Source organism: Nocardia brasiliensis ATCC 700358 (assembly GCF_000250675.2).
Lineage (GTDB): Bacteria > Actinomycetota > Actinomycetes > Mycobacteriales > Mycobacteriaceae > Nocardia > Nocardia brasiliensis_B.
On record NC_018681.1, the window covers coordinates 620246 to 636872 of the forward strand.

Consider the following 16627-nt stretch of genomic DNA (forward strand, 5'->3'; position numbering starts at 1 on the left):
GCGTGGGTGCGATCCAGACCTCAGAATCCGATACCGCCGGTTCGGGCGGGCGGTTTTCCGCGAGCGCGGACCAGCAATTCGCCGCCGACGTGCGCGAGTGGCTCGCGGACAACCTGAACGGCGAGTTCCGCGAGCTGCGCGGACTCGGCGGGCCGGGCCGCGAGCACGAGGCGTTCGACGAGCGCCTCGCCTGGGACCGGCATCTCGCCGCGGCCGGCTGGACCTGCCTCGGCTGGCCGGAAGAATACGGCGGCCGGGCGGCCAGCGTGCGCCAGCAGGTGATCTTCCACGAGGAGTACGCGAAAGCGAATGCGCCCGCGCGGGTTTCGCATGTCGGTGAAGAACTGCTCGGACCGACGGTGCTCGCCTTCGGCACCCAGGCGCAGCGCGATCGTTTCCTGCCCGGTATCCGCACCGTGTCCGAACTGTGGTGCCAGGGGTATTCCGAGCCCGGCGCGGGCTCGGACCTGGCCGCGATCACCACCTCGGCCCGCCGCGACGGCGACGAATGGTCGATCAACGGGCAGAAGATCTGGACGTCACTGGCCCACGTCGCCGACTGGTGCTTCGTGATCGCCCGGACCGAACCCGGTTCCACCCGCCACCACGGCCTGTCCTACCTGCTTGTTCCGATGAAACAGCCAGGCATCGATGTGCGGCCGATCATCCAGCTGACCGGCACCTCGGAGTTCAACGAGGTCTTCTTCGACGACGCGCGCACCGCCGCCGATCTGGTCGTCGGCGAACCGGGCGATGGCTGGCGGATCGCCATGGGCACGCTGACATTCGAGCGGGGCATCTCCACGCTCGGCCAGCAGATCCGGTTCGCCAGAGAACTGGCCGATGTCGAGGCCTTGGCCCGGCGCACCGGCGCCGCAGCCGACCCGTTGATCGCGGAGCGGATCGATCGCGCCTGGGTCGGCCTGCGGGTGCTGCGCGCACACGCCATCCGCACCATGCAGGGTGCGGGTGTCACCGACGGCGGTCAGGCCTCGGTCGCGAAACTGTTGTGGGCCAACTGGCATCGCGGACTCGGCGAACTGGCGATGGCCGTGCTGGGACCCGCGGGCCTGGTGGCCGACGAGGACGATCTGAACGAATGGCAGCGGCTGTACCTGTTCACCCGCGCCGACACCATCTACGGAGGTTCGAACGAAGTGCAGCGCAACATCATCGCCGAGCGGGTGCTCGGCCTACCGCGTGAGGCACGAGGATGACCGACCTCTCCGTCGCGCCGCAGCCGGTTCCGGGACACGGCCTGCTCACCGGCCGTGCCGCCGTCATCACCGCGGCCGCGGGTACCGGCATCGGCTCGGCCACCGCGCGCAGGCTGCTCGCGGAGGGCGCCGATGTGGTCGTCTCCGATTGGCACGAGCGGCGTTTGGCCGAGACGGCGGCCGAGCTCGCGGCCGAATTCCCGGACCGCAAGGTCGCCTCGATCGCCTGCGACGTGCAGCGCACTGAGCAGGTGAACGCGCTGGTGGCCGGAGCGGGCGAGGCGATCGGGCGGATCGACATCATGGTCAACAACGCCGGCCTCGGCGGGGAGACGCCGGTTGTCGACATGACCGACGAGCAGTGGGATCGCGTGCTCGACATCACCCTCAACGGCACCTTCCGCTGCACGCGCGCGGCGCTCAATTACTTCCGGGCCGCCGGACACGGTGGCGTGATCGTCAATAACGCGAGCGTGCTCGGCTGGCGCGCGCAGCACGGCCAAGCGCACTACGCCGCGGCCAAAGCCGGCGTGATGGCGCTGACCCGGTGCAGTGCCGTCGAGGCTGCCGAACTCGGGGTCCGGATCAACGCGGTCGCGCCCAGCATCGCGCGGCACGCTTTCCTGGACAAGGTCAGCTCGACCGAACTGCTGGACCGGCTCTCCGAACGCGAGGCGTTCGGCCGGGCCGCCGAGCCGTGGGAGGTCGCGGCCACCATCGCCATGCTTGCCAGCGACTACACCACATACCTGACCGGTGAGGTGGTGTCGGTCAGTAGCCAACGAGCCTGAGCTGCTTCGATTTCGAGGTCGCGCGCCCCGGTTCGCATCGGGTAGCCGACCGGTGGCTCGCGGCCCGGAACAGTCCGGTCGGGACGGACTGGACGGACCGTCGAGCACGCGAGAGCGCGGTCGCGGGCGAGCTTCGGCGCACCTCCGGCAAATGGGCGGCTGATCAGGTAGAAAAGCCGACGGCAGATGTCGCCGGGTTGTGCCATGCTGGTTGAGATCGGAACCCGCACTCTCCAAAGGGGCGATGGCTATGGGCCTTGATAGCCCAGCTGCCCGCGAACAACTGGAACTCGAATTGGTGCGCGAAGTGGTGCTGGCTCGGCGCAGGCTGGACAGCCTGGTGCTCGCCGCACTCACCCTCGGCGCCGAGTTGATCGAGCACACCTCCGAACGTGCGACCGCGATGCGTGCCGCACAGATTCTCGAGCAGTTCGCGATCGATGAGGCCGCGGTGGCCCGTGATCCGCGCGGCGCGCTGCGGGCCGACCTGGCCCGAGATCACGAGCGAGCCAAACAGATCGGTCTCGAACCCGACCCGCACGAGCTGTCCGCCGAGGAGTCCGAACAGGATCGGCGCCGGCATCGCCAGGCCGCGCTGCTGTGCGAGGTGCGCGCGGACCTGCTCGACGTGGTGGCCAAGTGCCGCAAGTTCCGGCTCGACCGCGTCGCCTTCGACGAGGAGATCGCGCAGGGTTTGTGCGCCGCCACCGACAAGCTGGTGATCGGCGCCGACATGGATACCTACCAGGCGTGGCAGCGCGGCATGGTGCTCAAGCTGATCGAAGAGCCGGTGCCCTCCGGTCCGCCGCGCGTCATGGCGACCGTGGACGCGGGGCCGGGCCGCGGCCAGCTCACCGTCGAATGGGACAGCTGCGAAAGACGGCTGGCGCTGGTCGCGCGCATGGCCAGAGCCGGGGTGGCGCCGGTGGTCATCTGCGACCGGCTGCTCGCGGACCTATCGGTGTCCTCGCCCCTGCGTTATTCGGTGCGCTGATCGGTCCGCGGGACCCAGCGCAGCGGTGATCCACCGCCTACCCGCGTGCCGGTCTGTACCAAGCAAACGCTTGGTTGTATTATGGCCGGTGTGACGGCACCCGACGCTTCGAAATCAGCACGGCGCAATGAACTGCTCACGCTGGCGGCCGAACTGTTCGCCGAACGCGGACTGCGCGCCACCACCGTGCGCGATATCGCCGACGCGGCCGGGATTCTATCCGGGAGCCTCTACCACCACTTCGATTCCAAGGAGTCGATGGTGGACGAGATCCTGCGCGGGTTCCTGGACGACCTGTTCGGGCACTACCGCGAGATCGTCGCCGCCGGGCTCAGCTCGCGAGACACCTTGGAAGCCTTGGTGATCGCGTCCTACCAGTCCTTCGACCGGCATCACGCCGCGGTGGCGATCTATCAGGCCGAGGCGAAGCGGCTGCGCACCGCCGAACGGTTCACCTACATCGCCGACTACAACCGCGAATTCCGCGAGCTGTGGCACCGCGTCTTGACCAACGGCGTGCAGGACGGCAGCTTTCGGCCCGAGATCGACGTCGAGCTGGCGTACCGGTTCCTGCGCGACACGGTGTGGGTGGCGGTGCGGTGGTACCAGCCCGGTGGCCCGATCACCGTCGACAACCTCGCCAAGCAGTATCTGACCATCGTGCTCGACGGGCTCACCGCCTCCGAAAACGGCTAGGCCGAGCACATCACGTAGGAGTACTCCGATGTCTGCACCCTCCGCTCCCCGCCGCCCCTACACCCCGCTGCGGGACGCCTACGTGATCGATGCGGTGCGCACACCGGTCGGTAAGCGCGGCGGCGCCCTCGCCGCCGTGCACCCGGCCGACCTCGGCGCCGCCGCGCTGCGCGGGCTGCTGGATCGCCACTCGATCGACCCGGGCAATGTCGACGACGTGATCGTCGGCTGTGTCGACAACGTCGGCCCGCAGGCCGGCAACGTCGGCCGGACCGCCTGGCTGGCCGCCGGATACCCGGAAGAGGTACCCGGCGTCACCGTCGACCGGCAGTGCGGATCCAGCCAGCAGGCCATCAATTTCGGTGCGCAGGCGATCATGAGCGGCACCGCCGAGGTGATCGTCGCGGGCGGCCTGCAGAACATGAGCGCCATCCCGATCTCCGCCGCCATGTACGCGGGCAAGGAGTACGGCTTCGAGTCGCCGTTCGTCGGCGCCGCCGGCTGGGACCACCGCTACGGCACCGCCGAGGTCACGCAGTTCCGTGCCGCCCAGTTGATCGCCGAGAAGTGGGGCATCAGCCGAGAAGACATGGAGCGCTGGGCTTTGCGCAGCCACGAGCGGGCCCGCGACGCGATCAAGAACGGCCGTTTCGATCGCGAGATCGTGCCGGTCGGCGATTTCTGGATCGATCAGGGGCCGCGCGAGACCACCCTGGAGAAGATGGCGTCGCTGCCGCCGCTGGCCGAGGGCAGCCCGTTGACCGCGGCCGTCGCGAGCCAGATCTCCGACGGCGCCAGCGCCACCCTGCTCGCCTCCGACTGGGCCGTCGAGACTTACGGTTTGACCCCGCGCGCCCGCATCCATCACGTCAGCGCCCGCGGCGCCGACCCCATCTTCATGCTCACCGCGCCGATCCCGGCCACCAAGTGGGCGCTCGAAAAGACCGGTCTCACTATCGAGGACATCGACGTCATCGAGATCAACGAGGCCTTCGCCCCCGTCGTCCTGGCCTGGCTGAAGGAAACCGGTGCCGACCCCGAAAAGGTCAACGTCAACGGCGGCGCCATCGCCCTGGGGCACCCCCTCGGCGCCACCGGCGCAAAGCTTTTCGCCACCCTCCTCAACGAACTGGAACGCCGCAACGGCCGCTACGGCCTCCTCACCATCTGCGAAGGCGGCGGCACCGCCAACGTAACCATCATCGAGCGCCTCCCCCACTGATCCTGCTCGTGCTCCCCGGCGGTGGTCGAAACGCGCCACCGTCCAGGGGGCGCTGCCGGAACGGTCGCCGATCTCGCACAATCGCGGGGTATGTACCCGAAACCTCGAGGTTGGTGAGAATGGAATTGCTATTGCAGATCGAAGGATTGCCGGTGGCAGCTGTAGTTCGTGGTGCCACGGCGACGATTCGATTCGGCGAGCCGGATACCTTCGAATTGCAGATCGAGGGTGAGCTGACGTTCCGAACGTCGACCGGGAGTGTGCTGCAAGCCCCCTCCAACGACTATGCCGTAGTGGCCGCTGAGCTCGAATCTCTCATCGGCTCCGTGGTCACGCGAGCAGATGCTAGCGAAAGCGATGGCTTGATCCTCGAGTTCAGTTCTGGAGCTGCCATCCATGTTCCCATCGACAAAGACTATGAGGCATGGGGGATTGTGGGAAGAGATGGGTCACGCGTGATCTGCACGCCGGGTGGGGAATTCGCCATCTGGTCGGCGAACAAATAGCGGTGAGGATGACCGTCGCGTCGCGATTATTTCCCGCATTCCGGAAGCGAGTGCGACCGGATGCGGAAATCGGGGGAGGTCAGTTCTTCTCGGCGGGTTCCAGGAGGACGGCGGTGCCGTAGGCGGCTACTTCGCTCATGGTGTTGGCGATCTCGTTGCAGTCGAAGCGCATGGCGAGGATGCCGTTGGCGCCGAAGGACATGGCGTGCTGGCACATTCGCATGATCGCCTCGTGGCGGGAGTGGTAGAGCAGCTGGGTGTATTCGGTGATCTCGCCGCCGCCGAGGGAACGGAAGCCGGCGGCGAGGTTCGAGCCGAGGCCGCGGCTGCGCACGGTCAGGCCCGCGACCTCACCGAACACCCGGACGACCCGGTGGCCGGGCACGTCGTTCATGGTGGAGACGAGGATCGGGAACTGCGGGCCCGGCTGCTGCTGCGGAGGTTGCTGGTATCCCGGCGGCGGCTGCTGGAACCCGGGCTGCTGCTGCGGGTAGTGCGGTTGTTGCGGCGGCATCGGCTGGTTCATGAGCGGATCGTACGGGCCGGGCGAACTCGACCACCACAGCAGTTTGCCCGCCCGGTGGCAACGCGTGCCGGCTGAACCGGCCGATAAGCCCTGAGCACGCGAAATGCCCCGGCTCCCGGCGGGAACGGGGCATTCGCGGTAGGTGTTCAGAGGTTCTTCTGCAACGCCTCGATCCGGCCGACCGCGTCGGCGACGATCCGATCGATCAGCTCCTTGCAGGTGGGCAGGTCCTCGATGATGCCGGTGACCTGACCGGCGGCGAGCACGCCCGCTCCGGTGTTGCCCTCGACCAGCCCGGCGCGCAACAGCATCGGCGTATTGGCCGCCATGACGACCTGAGACCAGCTGAGGTCCTTGGCCTTTCGCATGGACAGCCCGTCACGCACCAGGGTGGACCATTTCATACCGGTCATGCTCTTGAACTTCGCCGCGTTGGCGACCGCCGCGGCGAGCCCACGGGCGCGACCCGAATGTTCCAGGCGCTGCACCAGTTCGGTGTTCAGCACCCGGTGCGGCATGCCGTCGACTTTGGTGGAGACGACGGTGTCCTGCAATTGCCGGGTGAGGTATTCCTTCTTGACCGCGTCCGGCACGGTGCTCTCCTGGGTGAGCAGGAAGCGGGTGCCCATCGCGACGCCCGCCGCCCCGTAGGAGAGGGCGGCGGCCAGCCCGCGACCGTCGAAGAACCCACCTGCCGCGACCACCGGGATATCGACCGCGTCCAGCACCGAGGGCAGCAGCAGCGTGGTCGCCACCGGCCCGGTGTGCCCGCCGCCCTCACCACCCTGCACGATCACCGCGTCCGCGCCCCAGGACGCCACCTTCACCGCGTGCTTGGCCGCGCCGATCGACGGGATCACCACCACGCCCGCATCTTTCAGCTTCGCGATGAGTTCCTGCTTGGGCGCCAAAGCGAACGACGCGACGGCGACCTTCTCGCTGATCAGCAGGTCGATGCGTTCGGGCGCATCCGAGGCATCGGCGCGGATGTTCACACCGAACGGTTTCGCGGTGTGCGCCTTGGTCTTCGCGATCGCCGCCTCGAGTTCCGCATAGGTCATCGTGGCGGAGGCGAGGATGCCCAGCCCGCCCGCCTCGGCCGTGGCCGCGACCAGGCTGGGCCCGGCCACCCAGCCCATGCCGGTCTGCACCACGGGATGGTCGATGCCGACCAGCTCGGTCAGTGCGGTGCGCAAGCGCGGCGTGGGCGCGCTCATGCCGGCACCTCGGTTTCCCGGATCTTCTTGGGGTCGAGCACGTCCCGGATCAACCGCAGTTCTTCGGCGGTCGGCAGCCGGGTCTCACCCGCCTCGGCGAGACCGTCGATCTCGAACCCGGTGTTCTCGGCGACCTCGGCGGCGGTGACGCCGGGGTGCAGGCTGCGCGCCCGCATGGTGTGGCCGGGACCGGTGAAGTCGAAGACGCCGAGGTTGGTCACCACCCGGTGCAGGTGGTGGAACCGGTACGCCGGGTTCGCCGGATCGACCTTGTCGTAGCCGACGCCGGAGACGATGTCGACCTGGTCGGTGAAGACCCGGCTCGTGTGCCGCGAAACCCAATAGCTGGTCGCGTGATTGAGGGTGTTGCCCGGCGCACCGCGGACCCCGAACATCTGCCGGGTGGGTTGCTGCAAGGCGCCGAACGCGGACAGGTTCTGATTGCCGTACCGGTCGATCTGATTGGCGCCCATCACCACGTGCCGCCGCCCGGAGGCGACCACGTCGAACACCTTCCGGAACGGAATCCACCCCTCGATCGGCGCTTTCCCACCGAGCGGCGGAGTCCCGGCGAAAAGCAGCGCCTCGCCGTCGGAGAGCAGCAGGTCGGGTTCGGTGGTGAGCTTCGCCAGCCGCGCGCCGATGATCGACATGGGTGACATCGGGCTGGCCATGATTTCGCCCGCGCCGCTGAAGATCTCCGCGCAGGCCACCGCGCACACCTCGGCGCGGGTGCAGGTCTCGGCCGTACCCGCTACGGAATCGCCTTGCGCTGCGGTCATTTCTGGGCCTCCTGTGCGAACTCGCGGACGGCGGCCTGGTACTCGTCTTCGGAGACCGCCAGGTACTTGTCGACGAACTGCTGCCACGTCTCGGGGGTCTTCGCCGACTGCACGTAGTGCTTCTGGAACTTCTCGTCCCGGCCGTAGCTGTCGCTCGCGAGGGTGAAGTGGGCCCCGCCGGGCGCCTCGACCACCCCGTCCACCATCATCCGGTTGAGCAGCAGCGATTGCAGCGGCACGGTTTTCACCAGCTCGTCGGTGTCGACGATGCGCTCGACCGAGACGTACCGGCGCTCGGCCGCCAGGCAGTACAGATCGTCGAAGTACGGGTCGACACCGGTGTAGGCGGCGTTGCCGTGCTGGTCACCGAGGTTCAGATGCACCAGCGCCGCATCGAGATTCAGCGCGGGCATCGCGATCAGGGTTTCGGTGCGACCGTCGGCGTCGGGATAGGGCGAAGCGACCGTGCGCAATTCGCCGTCCCAAAAGTTCGGCACGTCCGAGCCGAGCCCGGCCCGGATCGGCAGGAACGGCAGCCGGGCGGCGGCGGCCTCCAGTCCGCATTTGAGCATGCCTTCGTCCATTTCGCGGGCCACCAGCGCGCCGGTGGTGCGCGCGTGCGCGAACCACGGATCGTAGAACGGCGGCGAATCCAGGGAGACGAACCCGTAGTACGCCTTACGTACCTTCCCGGCCGAGCACAGCAGGCCGAGATCCGGCCCGCCGTAGCTGACCACGGTCAGGTCGGTGAGGTCCGAGCGCAGGATGGCGCGCACCAGCGCCATCGGCTTACGCCGCGAACCCCAGCCGCCGATGCCGAGCGTCATTCCGCTGCGCAGCTCGCCGACGACCTCGTCGAGCGACATTCGCTTGTCTCGCATGAGTTCTGAACTCCCTATTTCTCGGCCTTGCGCGCGGCCAGGTCGTCGTCGAACCGGGCGCGGATCTCGTCGGCGACACCGGCGAGGTTGAGTTCGAAGGTGAATCCCTGTTCGTAGCGGTAGCTGCGGTGCACGTCCTGCCCGTCGATACCGTTGAGCGCGCGTTTGGCCGCACGGATCACCCGGCCGTCCTTGGCGGCGATGTTCTTGGCGACTTCCATTGCCGCGGCGTCGAGTTCGGCACGGGGCACCACCTGGTACACCGAGCCGAAGTGCTGCAGCTGCTGGGCGGTGATGGTGCTCGCCGTATAGAACAGAGCGCGCATCAGGTGTTGCGGCACCAGCCGGGACAGATGGGTGGCCGCGCCGAGCGCGCCGCGGTCCACCTCGGGCAGTCCGAAAGTGGCGTCGTCGGAAGCGATCACGACGTCGGCATTGCCGACCAGGCCGATGCCGCCGCCCAGGCAGAAGCCCTGGACCACCGCGATCACGGGCACCGGGCAGTCGTAGACCGCCGCGAACGCCTCGAAACAACCATGATTCGCGTCGATCAGCGCCTGATGGCCGGGCTTGCTCTGGATCTCCTTGATATCGACACCGGCGTTGAAACCGCGATTCTCCGCGCGCAGCACCACAACCCGGGTCTCCGGATCGCGCCCGGCCTCGCGCAGCGCGTCGGCGATGGCGAACCAGCCGTCCGTCGGTATCGCGTTGACCGGCGGGTAGTCGACCGTGACCACGGTGATGCCGGTTGATTCGGAGTGACGGTTGATCCCCATCGCCTATCCCATCGTGAGTAGCTCGGCTCGTGATTAATCCAACACAGTGGCAAAGCAAGCAGTTGCTTGGTAGGTTAGCACGGTGACACTCGAAATCGATCTGGTCGATCGCGTCGTCCTGGTGACCGGCGGCGTCCGCGGCGTAGGCGCCGGGGTGAGCCGGACGTTCCTCGCGGCGGGTGCGACCGTGATCGCCTGCGCCCGGCGTCCCGCCGAGGCCCCGATCGAGGTCGACGGCCGCGCCATCGAGTTCCTGCCCTGCGACGTCCGGGACGCGGACGCGGTGCAGGGACTGGTGGACACCGTCGTCGAGCGGCACGGCCGCCTCGACCACCTGGTCAACAACGCGGGTGGCGCGCCCTTCGCTCTCGCCGACACGGCGAGCAAGAACTTCCACGCCAAGATCGTCGAGCTGAATCTGCTTGCGCCGCTGCTGGTCGCCCAGGCCGCCAACACGGTGATGCAGCAGCAGCCGGGCGGCGGTTCCATCGTGAACATCTCCAGCGTCAGCGGGCACCGCCCGTCGCCGGGCACCGCGGCCTACGGCGCGGCCAAGGCGGGCATGGACAGCCTGACCGCCTCGCTCGCCGTGGAGTGGGCACCCAAGGTGCGGGTCAACTCGCTCGTCGTCGGACCGGTGGTCACCGAGCTGAGCCAGCTGCACTACGGCGACCAGGACGGCATCGACGCGGTGGGGGAGACCATCCCGCTGGGGCGGATGGCCCACCCGGACGATATCGGCCGCTGTGCGGTCTTCCTGGCCTCGGCATTGGCCGGCTACGTCAGCGGGGCGAGCCTGCTCGTACACGGCGGCGGCGAACGCCCGGCCTTCCTCGCCGCGTCCACCGCGGACGCAGGCCGGCAGCAGTCCTGAACACATCGGACCCACACGAAGAGGACACAGGTATGGACACCGAGCAGATCTGCGCAGGACGCACCGTCATCGTGACCGGTGCGGGCCGCGGTATCGGCCGGGCGCACGCGCTCGCCTTCGCCGCCGCCGGGGCGCGGGTGGTGGTCAACGATCTCGGCTCGGCGCTCGACGGCGCGGCGACGGGGGAGACGCCCGCCGAGCAGGTCGTCGCGGAGATCGAGGCGCTCGGCGGCGCGGCCGTGGCCAACGGCGACGACGTCGCGGATTGGCAAGGCGCGCAACGCCTTGTCCGTCAGGCGGTGGACACCTTCGGCGGGCTGGACGTGCTGGTGAACAATGCCGGTTTCGTGCGCGACCGGATGCTGGTCAATCTCGGCGAGGACGAATGGGACGCGGTCATCCGCGTGCATCTCAAGGGCCACTTCGTCACCATGCGGCACGCGATCGAGTACTGGCGCGGCGAGTCGAAGGCCGGTCGGCCGGTCGATGGCCGCATAATCAACACCAGCTCCGGGGCCGGCCTGCAGGGCAGCGTCGGTCAGGGCAACTACGGCGCGGCCAAGGCGGGTATCGCCGGTCTCACACTCACCGCCGCCGCGGAGTTCGCGCGCTATGGCGTCACTGTGAATTCCATCGCACCGGCGGCGCGCACCCGGATGACCGAAACGGTGTTTGCCGAGACCATGGCGCGGCCCGACGCCGGCTTCGACACGATGGCGCCGGAGAACATTTCTCCGCTGGTCGTCTGGCTCGGCAGCGCACAGTCCAAGGACGTCACCGGCCGCATGTTCGAGGTCGAGGGCGGTAAAGTGGCCTTGGCAGACGGGTGGCGGCACGGCGTCGCGGTGGACCGGGGCGCACGGTGGGATCCGGCCGAGCTCGGCCCGGTGGTGGCCGACCTGATTGCCAAGGGGATGCCGCCCGAACCGGTGTACGGGGCCTGACCTGGCACCACCCTTCTTTCTGCGCAGGTAACGATAGGGGTTTACTATGGCCCCCGTCCGTTAAAAATCCCGTGTGAGCGTCGTGACCGGGGAAGTTCTGCGCTTTGCAAATGAGGGGAAGGCTCGACGCATGGCCGTTGGTCGCACGTTACGTGTGCTTGCAGTAGCGGGGACCGTGGCCGGTTTCGCGCTACTGGGCCCGGTAGCGGCCGAGGCACAGCCCGTCGGAGGCTGCCCCCAGTGCGCCCTGGACCCCGCTCCGCCGCCATATGACACCGGCGGTCCCTGGTACCCCCTTTCGGTCCCCGGACAGCCCAGTGACGTCAGCGCGGTGCCCACCAATCCCGCGATCGGTACCGGTTCGGCGACCGGCTCCGCGGCGGCCGGCGGTTCGGCTGCGGCCGGCTCCGCGGCGGCCGGTGGTTCCGCCGCCGGCGGGTCTGCGGCTGCGGCCGGGTCGGCGGGGCTGGGCATCGTGCTCGGTTCCGGTTCGGCCGGACTCGGACTGACCCTCGGCAGCGGTTCGGCCGGGCTCGGTGTCGTACTCGGTTCCGGCTCGGCCGCGCTCGCCGCGACCGGGTCGGCCGGATTAGGCGCCGCCGCAACGGGTTCGGCCGCAGTCGGTTCGGCGGGTGTCGGTGTCGGCACCACCGGTTCGGCCGCGGTGGGCTCGGCCGGTGTCGGGTCCGCGGCGGTAGGTTCCGCTGGTGTCGGCTCTGCGGGTGTCGGGTCCGCGGGTGTCGGTTCCGCCGCAACCGGTTCTGCCGCAGTCGGTTCCGCGGCGGTGGGTTCGGCCGCGGTGGGTTCCGCGGCTCCGCTGCTCCTGCTGCTGATCCCGATTCCAGCCCCGCCCGCCCCGGTGCTGCCCCCGATCGCGGTGCCGCCGGTGCCCTCGCCGGTGCTACCGGCCATCCCGCTGCCCGTGCTCGCCCCGGTGCCCGCCGCGGCCCCGGCCGCCGTGCCGCCGCCCGCACCGCCCGCCCCAGCGGCGCCGCCGCAGGCCTCGCCCGCCAAGCCCAACCCCGACGTGCGCCCGACGAGCGCCGACGACGGGCTCCCGAAACCCAAGCTGCTCTCGGTGATCGGCGGCCTGATCGCGCTCGGCCTCGCCGGCGCGGGTTCCGGCGCGGTCAGCTTCCAGGGCGCCTCGGCCGCACAGGCCCGAGTCGACGCCGCCCGTGCCATGTTCTTCCCGAGGCCGTGAGGGGTGTGGCATGAGTGAGCGGAGCGAACGAATCGTGTCACAGCGTGCGTCGCGCATGCCGGAGCCGAGCGGCAGCGAGGTGCAGGCATGAGTGAGTGGAGCGATCGAATCGTGTCACAGCGTGCGTCGCGCATGCCGGAGCCGAGCGCCAGCGAGGTGCGGGCATGAGTGAGTCGAAGACGCAGAGCAGTTCGCGGTCTTACCGTCGGGTGGCCGCGGCCGTGGACGCCGTGTGCGCGGTGGCCGCGGACTCCGACGCCACGACGCTGGACGAGGTCGTGCTCGCCATCGCGAGCGAGCGGCGGCGCGAAATCGAAATCGCCAGTGCGCATTTGGGGCCCGGCGTATGCGGTCAGCGCCGGTTCTATCCCGATCGGGACGTGATCGTGCTGGCTGAATCGCTGCCGAGCCGCGAGCACACGCTCGCGCATGAACTCGGCCATATCGTGTTCGATCACGAGGGCGCACCCGCGCCCGAGGTGACGCTCGAGGCCAGCGACGACCTGATCGCCTACATGCTGAGCCAGCGGGCGCACCAGCAGATCGTCGACGACGGCGCGGACGAGCTCGCCGAATGGGAGGCGGAGACCTTCGCCGCCATGCTGATGACCCGGCTCCGGGTGTTCAACAGCCGAGGCGCAGGCGTCTCGGTCCTTCGATTCGATGAGGCGCTGGGATGACCCTCTGGTTGACGGCACTGCTGGTCTGGATGGCGGCAGGCGCCCGGGTGGGGCGCGTGCTGGTGAAGCCGGCCACGACGGCCCGGGTGGCCATCGTGATCGCGGTCGCCGCCGTTGCGCTGGCCGCAACCGTGGCGGTGCCGGAGATCGCGGTGGCGATCGACAACCTGCTGCCGGGTGGCGTGCACGCCGGGTGGCTTTCCGACGGCGTCGTGGTGTCCGCGTGGATCGCCTTCGTGACGGCCACCTCGGTGGTGGCCTCGGCCGCCTGGCCGGTGGTGTCGCGCCGGAACCTGCGCCAGGTCGCGCTGGTCATCTACAGCCTCGGCTTGTTCGCGGTGGCCGCGACGATCGCGTGGTCGTTCACCTTCGGCTGGGAGGTGGTCGCTTTCGGCGCGGTGTTCATCGTCATCACCGGTCTGCGCAACCTCGACTGGACTACGCTCGGCCGCGGTATCGCGATCTACACCACGGGCACCGCGGTCGTCGCAGTGCTTGCGGCGCTTCAGGTTCGGCGCGCGTTCAACGATACGCCGCGAGTCGCGCCGGGGAATCCGACCTGGGCGTGGCCGGCCTGGGAGGCGGCGAGTCTGCTGATCGCGTTCGGCGCGGTCTGGATCGTGGTGGAGCTCTGGGTGCGAGCGCGGGTGCTGCTGCGCCAGATTCGGCTCTTGCACAAGATCATGGTCGGGCGCTTCCCCGAAGTCGTCGCGCATGACCAGACCGGTACCTCGACTCAGCTACGAGCTTCCGATCAAGTGGCCCAGATCATGGACGCGCTGTATCTCCAGTCCGGCGGTGGCGTGGTGCTCGCCGCGGTGGCCCCGCCGCCGCGGTCGATCGCGGAGCGGGCGGGCACGGTGGCGGAGTGGGCGAGAAACCCGTTGGGCGATGTGGCTATCGATGCGCGGTGGATTGCTCCGCCGGAGGGCATTAGTCCGCGCGGCTGGGTCCAGGCCATCGCGCGGGCATATGACGCGACAAGCCTGGAGCACGCCCGAAATTGAGCTAAGCGGTCTGTTCCGCCGGTATTTGGTGCACCTGTAGTCGCCCCGGGATCCGCGTTGCGGGCTCGGGGTCGAGTTCTGCCCCGGTGAACGCTGACTTATCGAAGCATGCACAAAATCAGGGGTCCGGGATAACCGGTGCGGCAGTCTGTTCCGAGATAGTCGAATGCGGGTCCGCGCGTGCGCGCGATCGGATACCGCAAGCACCCTTGACAGGGCAAGCCCCTATTACCCGGGGCGCGCAATCATGCATTGTCCAGGGTGTGAACGCATAACACAGCACAGTGCGACCCGTGGGGTCGCACTGTGCTTCGTGCAAGTGAACCTATTCGGTTCCATCCGGAGGAATTTCGGGCAAGCCTTCGCTTGCCCGCAACTTCTCCGCCATGGAGGTGAGGAGGTTCTGTGATTCTTCGGACAGGTCGAACGCTCTACTCGACAGCCGTCGCAGTCCGTAGCCCTGCAGCTGGGACAGCAACTCCAGATCGTGATCGATCTTGGCGGCATAGATGTCGTTGAAGAAGTAGTCCGGCTTGACCTTGAAGAACTTCGCCAGGGCGGCCACCGTCTCATCGGACGGGTTCGTCCGTTGTCCCGACCGCAACTGCGACAGGTACGGTTTCGAGATCGGATGTCCGGAGGCCGTCAGCGCAGCCGCAACCTCCGCGTTGGTGTGCGGCTTACGCCCCGGGGGATGCACGGTTTCGAACAGCTTGTTCAGCCGCGCCGCGAAATCAGCCATTGTGAGCCGCCCAATTCCCTTCGCTGTACTAACAGTCGTTATCTCGGATACGTATCATTGATATTAGCGGCTCAGTAACTGAAAACCTACGCCTGATTCCGGATTTCCTTGAAGCTTCTAGGTGCCGGTTGGGCGAAGGTACTGGGACCGTTGCGTTTGCGGGTCACCCCAACGGCTCTCGAGAAGCCGAGGTACGGACCGGTTCTGGCCCGTCCTGGAGGTCTTCCCCGCGACACCCATGATAGCGGAAAGATAGCTGACGTCTCATCTAGTTGACGAAGCTCACTCATGTGTGGCGTACGACACGTTTTCGAGCCTGGGGGATGAACGTTCAACAAACCCGTTTCGTGGAGTTGAACACCCTATAGACGCTCGATGATGGTGCCTGTCGCCAATGCGCCACCGGCACACATCAGCACCATCGCGGTGCTGTTGCCGGTGCGCTCCAGTTCGTGCAAAGCCGTTGTGATCAGCCGGGATCCGGTCGAGCCGACCGGATGTCCCAGCGCGATCGCGCCGCCGTTGACGTTGACTCGATCCAGGTCCGGCCGGTGCACCGAGGCCCAGGAGAGCGCGACCGAGGCGAAGGCCTCGTTGATCTCGAACAGGTCGATGTCGCCGATGCTCATCCCGGAACGCTCCAGCAGGCGCGTGCAAGCCTGCACCGGTCCGTCGAGGTGGAACTCGGGCTCGGAGCCGACCAGGGCCTGGGTGACGATCCGCGCCCGCGGCCGCAGGCCCGCTCGCTGCGCCGCCTGCTCGTCCATCAGCAGGACCGCGGCGGCGCCGTCGGAGATCTGGGAGGAGCTGCCCGCGGTGTGTACGCCGCCTTCGAGCACCGGCTTCAGCTTGGCCAGTCCCTCGACCGTCGTCTCCCGCAGGCCTTGGTCGCGTGACACGTCCAGCTTCTCGCCGGTCGCGTTGCCTTCCTTGTCCACCGCCGGGGCGGTGATCGTGAGCACCTCGCGGTCGAAGCGGCCCTCGGCCCAGGCCTGGCCGGCCAGGCGCTGTGAGCGAGCGCCGAACTCGTCGACGTCGGCGCGAGTGATGCCGCGCCGCTTGGCAATCCGCTCGGCCGCTTCGAACTGATTGGGCAGGTCGATGTTCCAGGAGGCCGGCCGGCGCGCGCCCGCGTGCTCGCCGACGTTGGCGCCCAGCGGAACTCGGCTCATCGCCTCGACGCCGCAGGCGATGCCGACATCGATCGCCCCGGTGGCGATGAGCCCGGCGACGAGGTGATTGGCCTGCTGGGCCGAACCGCACTGGGTGTCGATGGTGGTCGCGCCGACCTGCCAGGGCAGTCCGGCGTGTAGCCACGCGACGCGGGTCACGTTGTTGGACTGTTCGCCCGCCTGGGTGACGCAGCCGCCGATCACCTGCTCGACCTGTGCCGGGTCCAGATGGGCGCGTTCCAGCAGCCCGCGCTGCGCGAGGCCGAGCAGTTCCGCGGCGTGTAGGCCGGACAGCCAGCCGCCGCGCTTGCCGATGGGGGTGCGCGCGGCCTCGACGATGACGGGTGTGCCCATGTCCAACCTTTCGTATGGGACAGAAACTGTAACGAGTTC

At 68.4% G+C, this 16627-nt stretch carries 18 protein-coding genes; 11 read left to right on the forward strand and 7 right to left on the reverse strand.

The features are described 5' to 3' along the window. The first annotated feature begins 11 nt into the window (after positions 1–11). The 6 genes from O3I_RS02820 (at position 12) to O3I_RS42340 (ending at position 5426) form a co-directional block, all read left to right on the forward strand. Positions 12–1217, forward strand: coding sequence for an acyl-CoA dehydrogenase family protein (locus O3I_RS02820; RefSeq protein WP_272944302.1), 1206 nt, complete (start codon positions 12–14; stop codon positions 1215–1217). Then, positions 1214–2008 carry an SDR family oxidoreductase gene (locus tag O3I_RS02825; protein ID WP_014981381.1) on the forward strand — a complete coding sequence of 265 codons (795 nt, stop codon included), beginning with the start codon at positions 1214–1216 and terminating at the stop codon, positions 2006–2008. Before O3I_RS02820 ends, O3I_RS02825 begins: the two co-directional genes overlap by 4 nt. A gap of 250 nt (positions 2009–2258) precedes the next feature. Beyond that, on the forward strand, positions 2259–3002 hold the full coding sequence (locus O3I_RS02830) for a hypothetical protein (protein ID WP_014981382.1): 744 nt from the start codon (positions 2259–2261) through the stop codon (positions 3000–3002). An 81-nt stretch (positions 3003–3083) separates the two neighbouring features. Continuing rightward, the gene (locus O3I_RS02835) at positions 3084–3698 is read left to right on the forward strand and encodes a TetR/AcrR family transcriptional regulator (RefSeq protein ID WP_014981383.1); all 615 of its coding nucleotides are present in this window, start codon (positions 3084–3086) and stop codon (positions 3696–3698) included. 28 nt (positions 3699–3726) lie between these two features. Then, on the forward strand, positions 3727–4920 hold the full coding sequence (locus O3I_RS02840) for an acetyl-CoA C-acetyltransferase (protein WP_014981384.1): 1194 nt from the start codon (positions 3727–3729) through the stop codon (positions 4918–4920). Between the two features lie 119 nt (positions 4921–5039). Beyond that, entirely contained in the window at positions 5040–5426 is a 387-nt protein-coding gene (locus O3I_RS42340; protein WP_014981385.1) for a DUF6188 family protein, read from the forward strand. A 79-nt stretch (positions 5427–5505) separates the two neighbouring features. On the opposite strand, the gene O3I_RS02850 is transcribed toward O3I_RS42340, so the two are convergent. The 5 genes from O3I_RS02850 to O3I_RS02870 form a co-directional block, all read right to left on the reverse strand. Further along, a complete protein-coding gene (locus O3I_RS02850; RefSeq protein WP_202804956.1) occupies positions 5506–5835 on the reverse strand; it encodes a heavy metal-binding domain-containing protein in 330 nt (109 codons plus the stop codon). Between the two features lie 263 nt (positions 5836–6098). Beyond that, positions 6099–7169, reverse strand: coding sequence for an NAD(P)H-dependent flavin oxidoreductase (locus O3I_RS02855; RefSeq protein WP_014981387.1), 1071 nt, complete (start codon positions 7167–7169; stop codon positions 6099–6101). Further along, positions 7166–7951: a CoA-transferase subunit beta gene (locus tag O3I_RS02860; RefSeq protein WP_014981388.1), complete on the reverse strand. Its 786-nt coding sequence runs from the start codon at positions 7949–7951 to the stop codon at positions 7166–7168. Before O3I_RS02860 ends, O3I_RS02855 begins: the two co-directional genes overlap by 4 nt. Continuing rightward, positions 7948–8832, reverse strand: coding sequence for a CoA transferase subunit A (locus tag O3I_RS02865; protein ID WP_081593881.1), 885 nt, complete (start codon positions 8830–8832; stop codon positions 7948–7950). The genes O3I_RS02860 and O3I_RS02865 overlap by 4 nt, the downstream gene beginning before the upstream one ends. 14 nt (positions 8833–8846) lie before the next feature. Then, positions 8847–9611 (reverse strand): enoyl-CoA hydratase family protein, encoded by a 765-nt coding sequence (locus O3I_RS02870; protein ID WP_014981390.1) that lies wholly within the window; start codon positions 9609–9611, stop codon positions 8847–8849. 82 nt (positions 9612–9693) lie between these two features. Between O3I_RS02870 and O3I_RS02875 the strand changes: the two genes are divergently transcribed. From O3I_RS02875 to O3I_RS02895, 5 genes are all read left to right on the forward strand, one after another. Then, positions 9694–10485 carry an SDR family oxidoreductase gene (locus tag O3I_RS02875; protein ID WP_014981391.1) on the forward strand — a complete coding sequence of 264 codons (792 nt, stop codon included), beginning with the start codon at positions 9694–9696 and terminating at the stop codon, positions 10483–10485. A 32-nt stretch (positions 10486–10517) separates the two neighbouring features. After that, a complete protein-coding gene (locus O3I_RS02880; RefSeq protein WP_014981392.1) occupies positions 10518–11429 on the forward strand; it encodes an SDR family oxidoreductase in 912 nt (303 codons plus the stop codon). A gap of 331 nt (positions 11430–11760) precedes the next feature. Continuing rightward, complete coding sequence (locus tag O3I_RS42345; RefSeq protein WP_014981393.1) at positions 11761–12633, forward strand: hypothetical protein; 873 nt, start codon at positions 11761–11763, stop codon at positions 12631–12633. A 164-nt stretch (positions 12634–12797) separates the two neighbouring features. Continuing rightward, positions 12798–13313 carry an ImmA/IrrE family metallo-endopeptidase gene (locus O3I_RS02890; protein ID WP_041562374.1) on the forward strand — a complete coding sequence of 172 codons (516 nt, stop codon included), beginning with the start codon at positions 12798–12800 and terminating at the stop codon, positions 13311–13313. Further along, entirely contained in the window at positions 13310–14320 is a 1011-nt protein-coding gene (locus O3I_RS02895) for a hypothetical protein (protein WP_014981395.1), read from the forward strand. The genes O3I_RS02890 and O3I_RS02895 overlap by 4 nt, the downstream gene beginning before the upstream one ends. A 325-nt stretch (positions 14321–14645) precedes the next feature. On the opposite strand, the gene O3I_RS02900 is transcribed toward O3I_RS02895, so the two are convergent. Both O3I_RS02900 and O3I_RS02905 read right to left on the reverse strand, forming a co-directional pair. Continuing rightward, the gene (locus O3I_RS02900) at positions 14646–15062 is read right to left on the reverse strand and encodes a helix-turn-helix domain-containing protein (RefSeq protein WP_011207048.1); all 417 of its coding nucleotides are present in this window, start codon (positions 15060–15062) and stop codon (positions 14646–14648) included. A gap of 362 nt (positions 15063–15424) precedes the next feature. Then, complete coding sequence (locus tag O3I_RS02905; RefSeq protein WP_014981396.1) at positions 15425–16588, reverse strand: steroid 3-ketoacyl-CoA thiolase; 1164 nt, start codon at positions 16586–16588, stop codon at positions 15425–15427. Between the last annotated feature and the right edge of the window lie 39 nt (positions 16589–16627).

Bases quoted from the DNA above. Each gene is read 5' to 3' on its own strand.
- O3I_RS02825 (WP_014981381.1), top strand. From the start codon at position 1,214: ATGACCGACCTCTCCGTCGCGCCGCAGCCGGTTCCGGGACACGGCCTG.
- O3I_RS02830 (WP_014981382.1), top strand. From the start codon at position 2,259: ATGGGCCTTGATAGCCCAGCTGCCCGCGAACAACTGGAACTCGAATTG.
- O3I_RS02835 (WP_014981383.1), top strand. From the start codon at position 3,084: ATGGCCGGTGTGACGGCACCCGACGCTTCGAAATCAGCACGGCGCAAT.
- O3I_RS02840 (WP_014981384.1), top strand. From the start codon at position 3,727: ATGTCTGCACCCTCCGCTCCCCGCCGCCCCTACACCCCGCTGCGGGAC.
- O3I_RS42340 (WP_014981385.1), top strand. From the start codon at position 5,040: ATGGAATTGCTATTGCAGATCGAAGGATTGCCGGTGGCAGCTGTAGTT.
- O3I_RS02855 (WP_014981387.1), bottom strand. From the start codon at position 7,169: ATGAGCGCGCCCACGCCGCGCTTGCGCACCGCACTGACCGAGCTGGTC.
- O3I_RS02860 (WP_014981388.1), bottom strand. From the start codon at position 7,951: ATGACCGCAGCGCAAGGCGATTCCGTAGCGGGTACGGCCGAGACCTGC.
- O3I_RS02865 (WP_081593881.1), bottom strand. From the start codon at position 8,832: ATGCGAGACAAGCGAATGTCGCTCGACGAGGTCGTCGGCGAGCTGCGC.
- O3I_RS02870 (WP_014981390.1), bottom strand. From the start codon at position 9,611: ATGGGGATCAACCGTCACTCCGAATCAACCGGCATCACCGTGGTCACG.
- O3I_RS02880 (WP_014981392.1), top strand. From the start codon at position 10,518: ATGGACACCGAGCAGATCTGCGCAGGACGCACCGTCATCGTGACCGGT.
- O3I_RS02890 (WP_041562374.1), top strand. From the start codon at position 12,798: ATGAGTGAGTCGAAGACGCAGAGCAGTTCGCGGTCTTACCGTCGGGTG.
- O3I_RS02895 (WP_014981395.1), top strand. From the start codon at position 13,310: ATGACCCTCTGGTTGACGGCACTGCTGGTCTGGATGGCGGCAGGCGCC.
- O3I_RS02900 (WP_011207048.1), bottom strand. From the start codon at position 15,062: ATGGCTGATTTCGCGGCGCGGCTGAACAAGCTGTTCGAAACCGTGCAT.
- O3I_RS02905 (WP_014981396.1), bottom strand. From the start codon at position 16,588: ATGGGCACACCCGTCATCGTCGAGGCCGCGCGCACCCCCATCGGCAAG.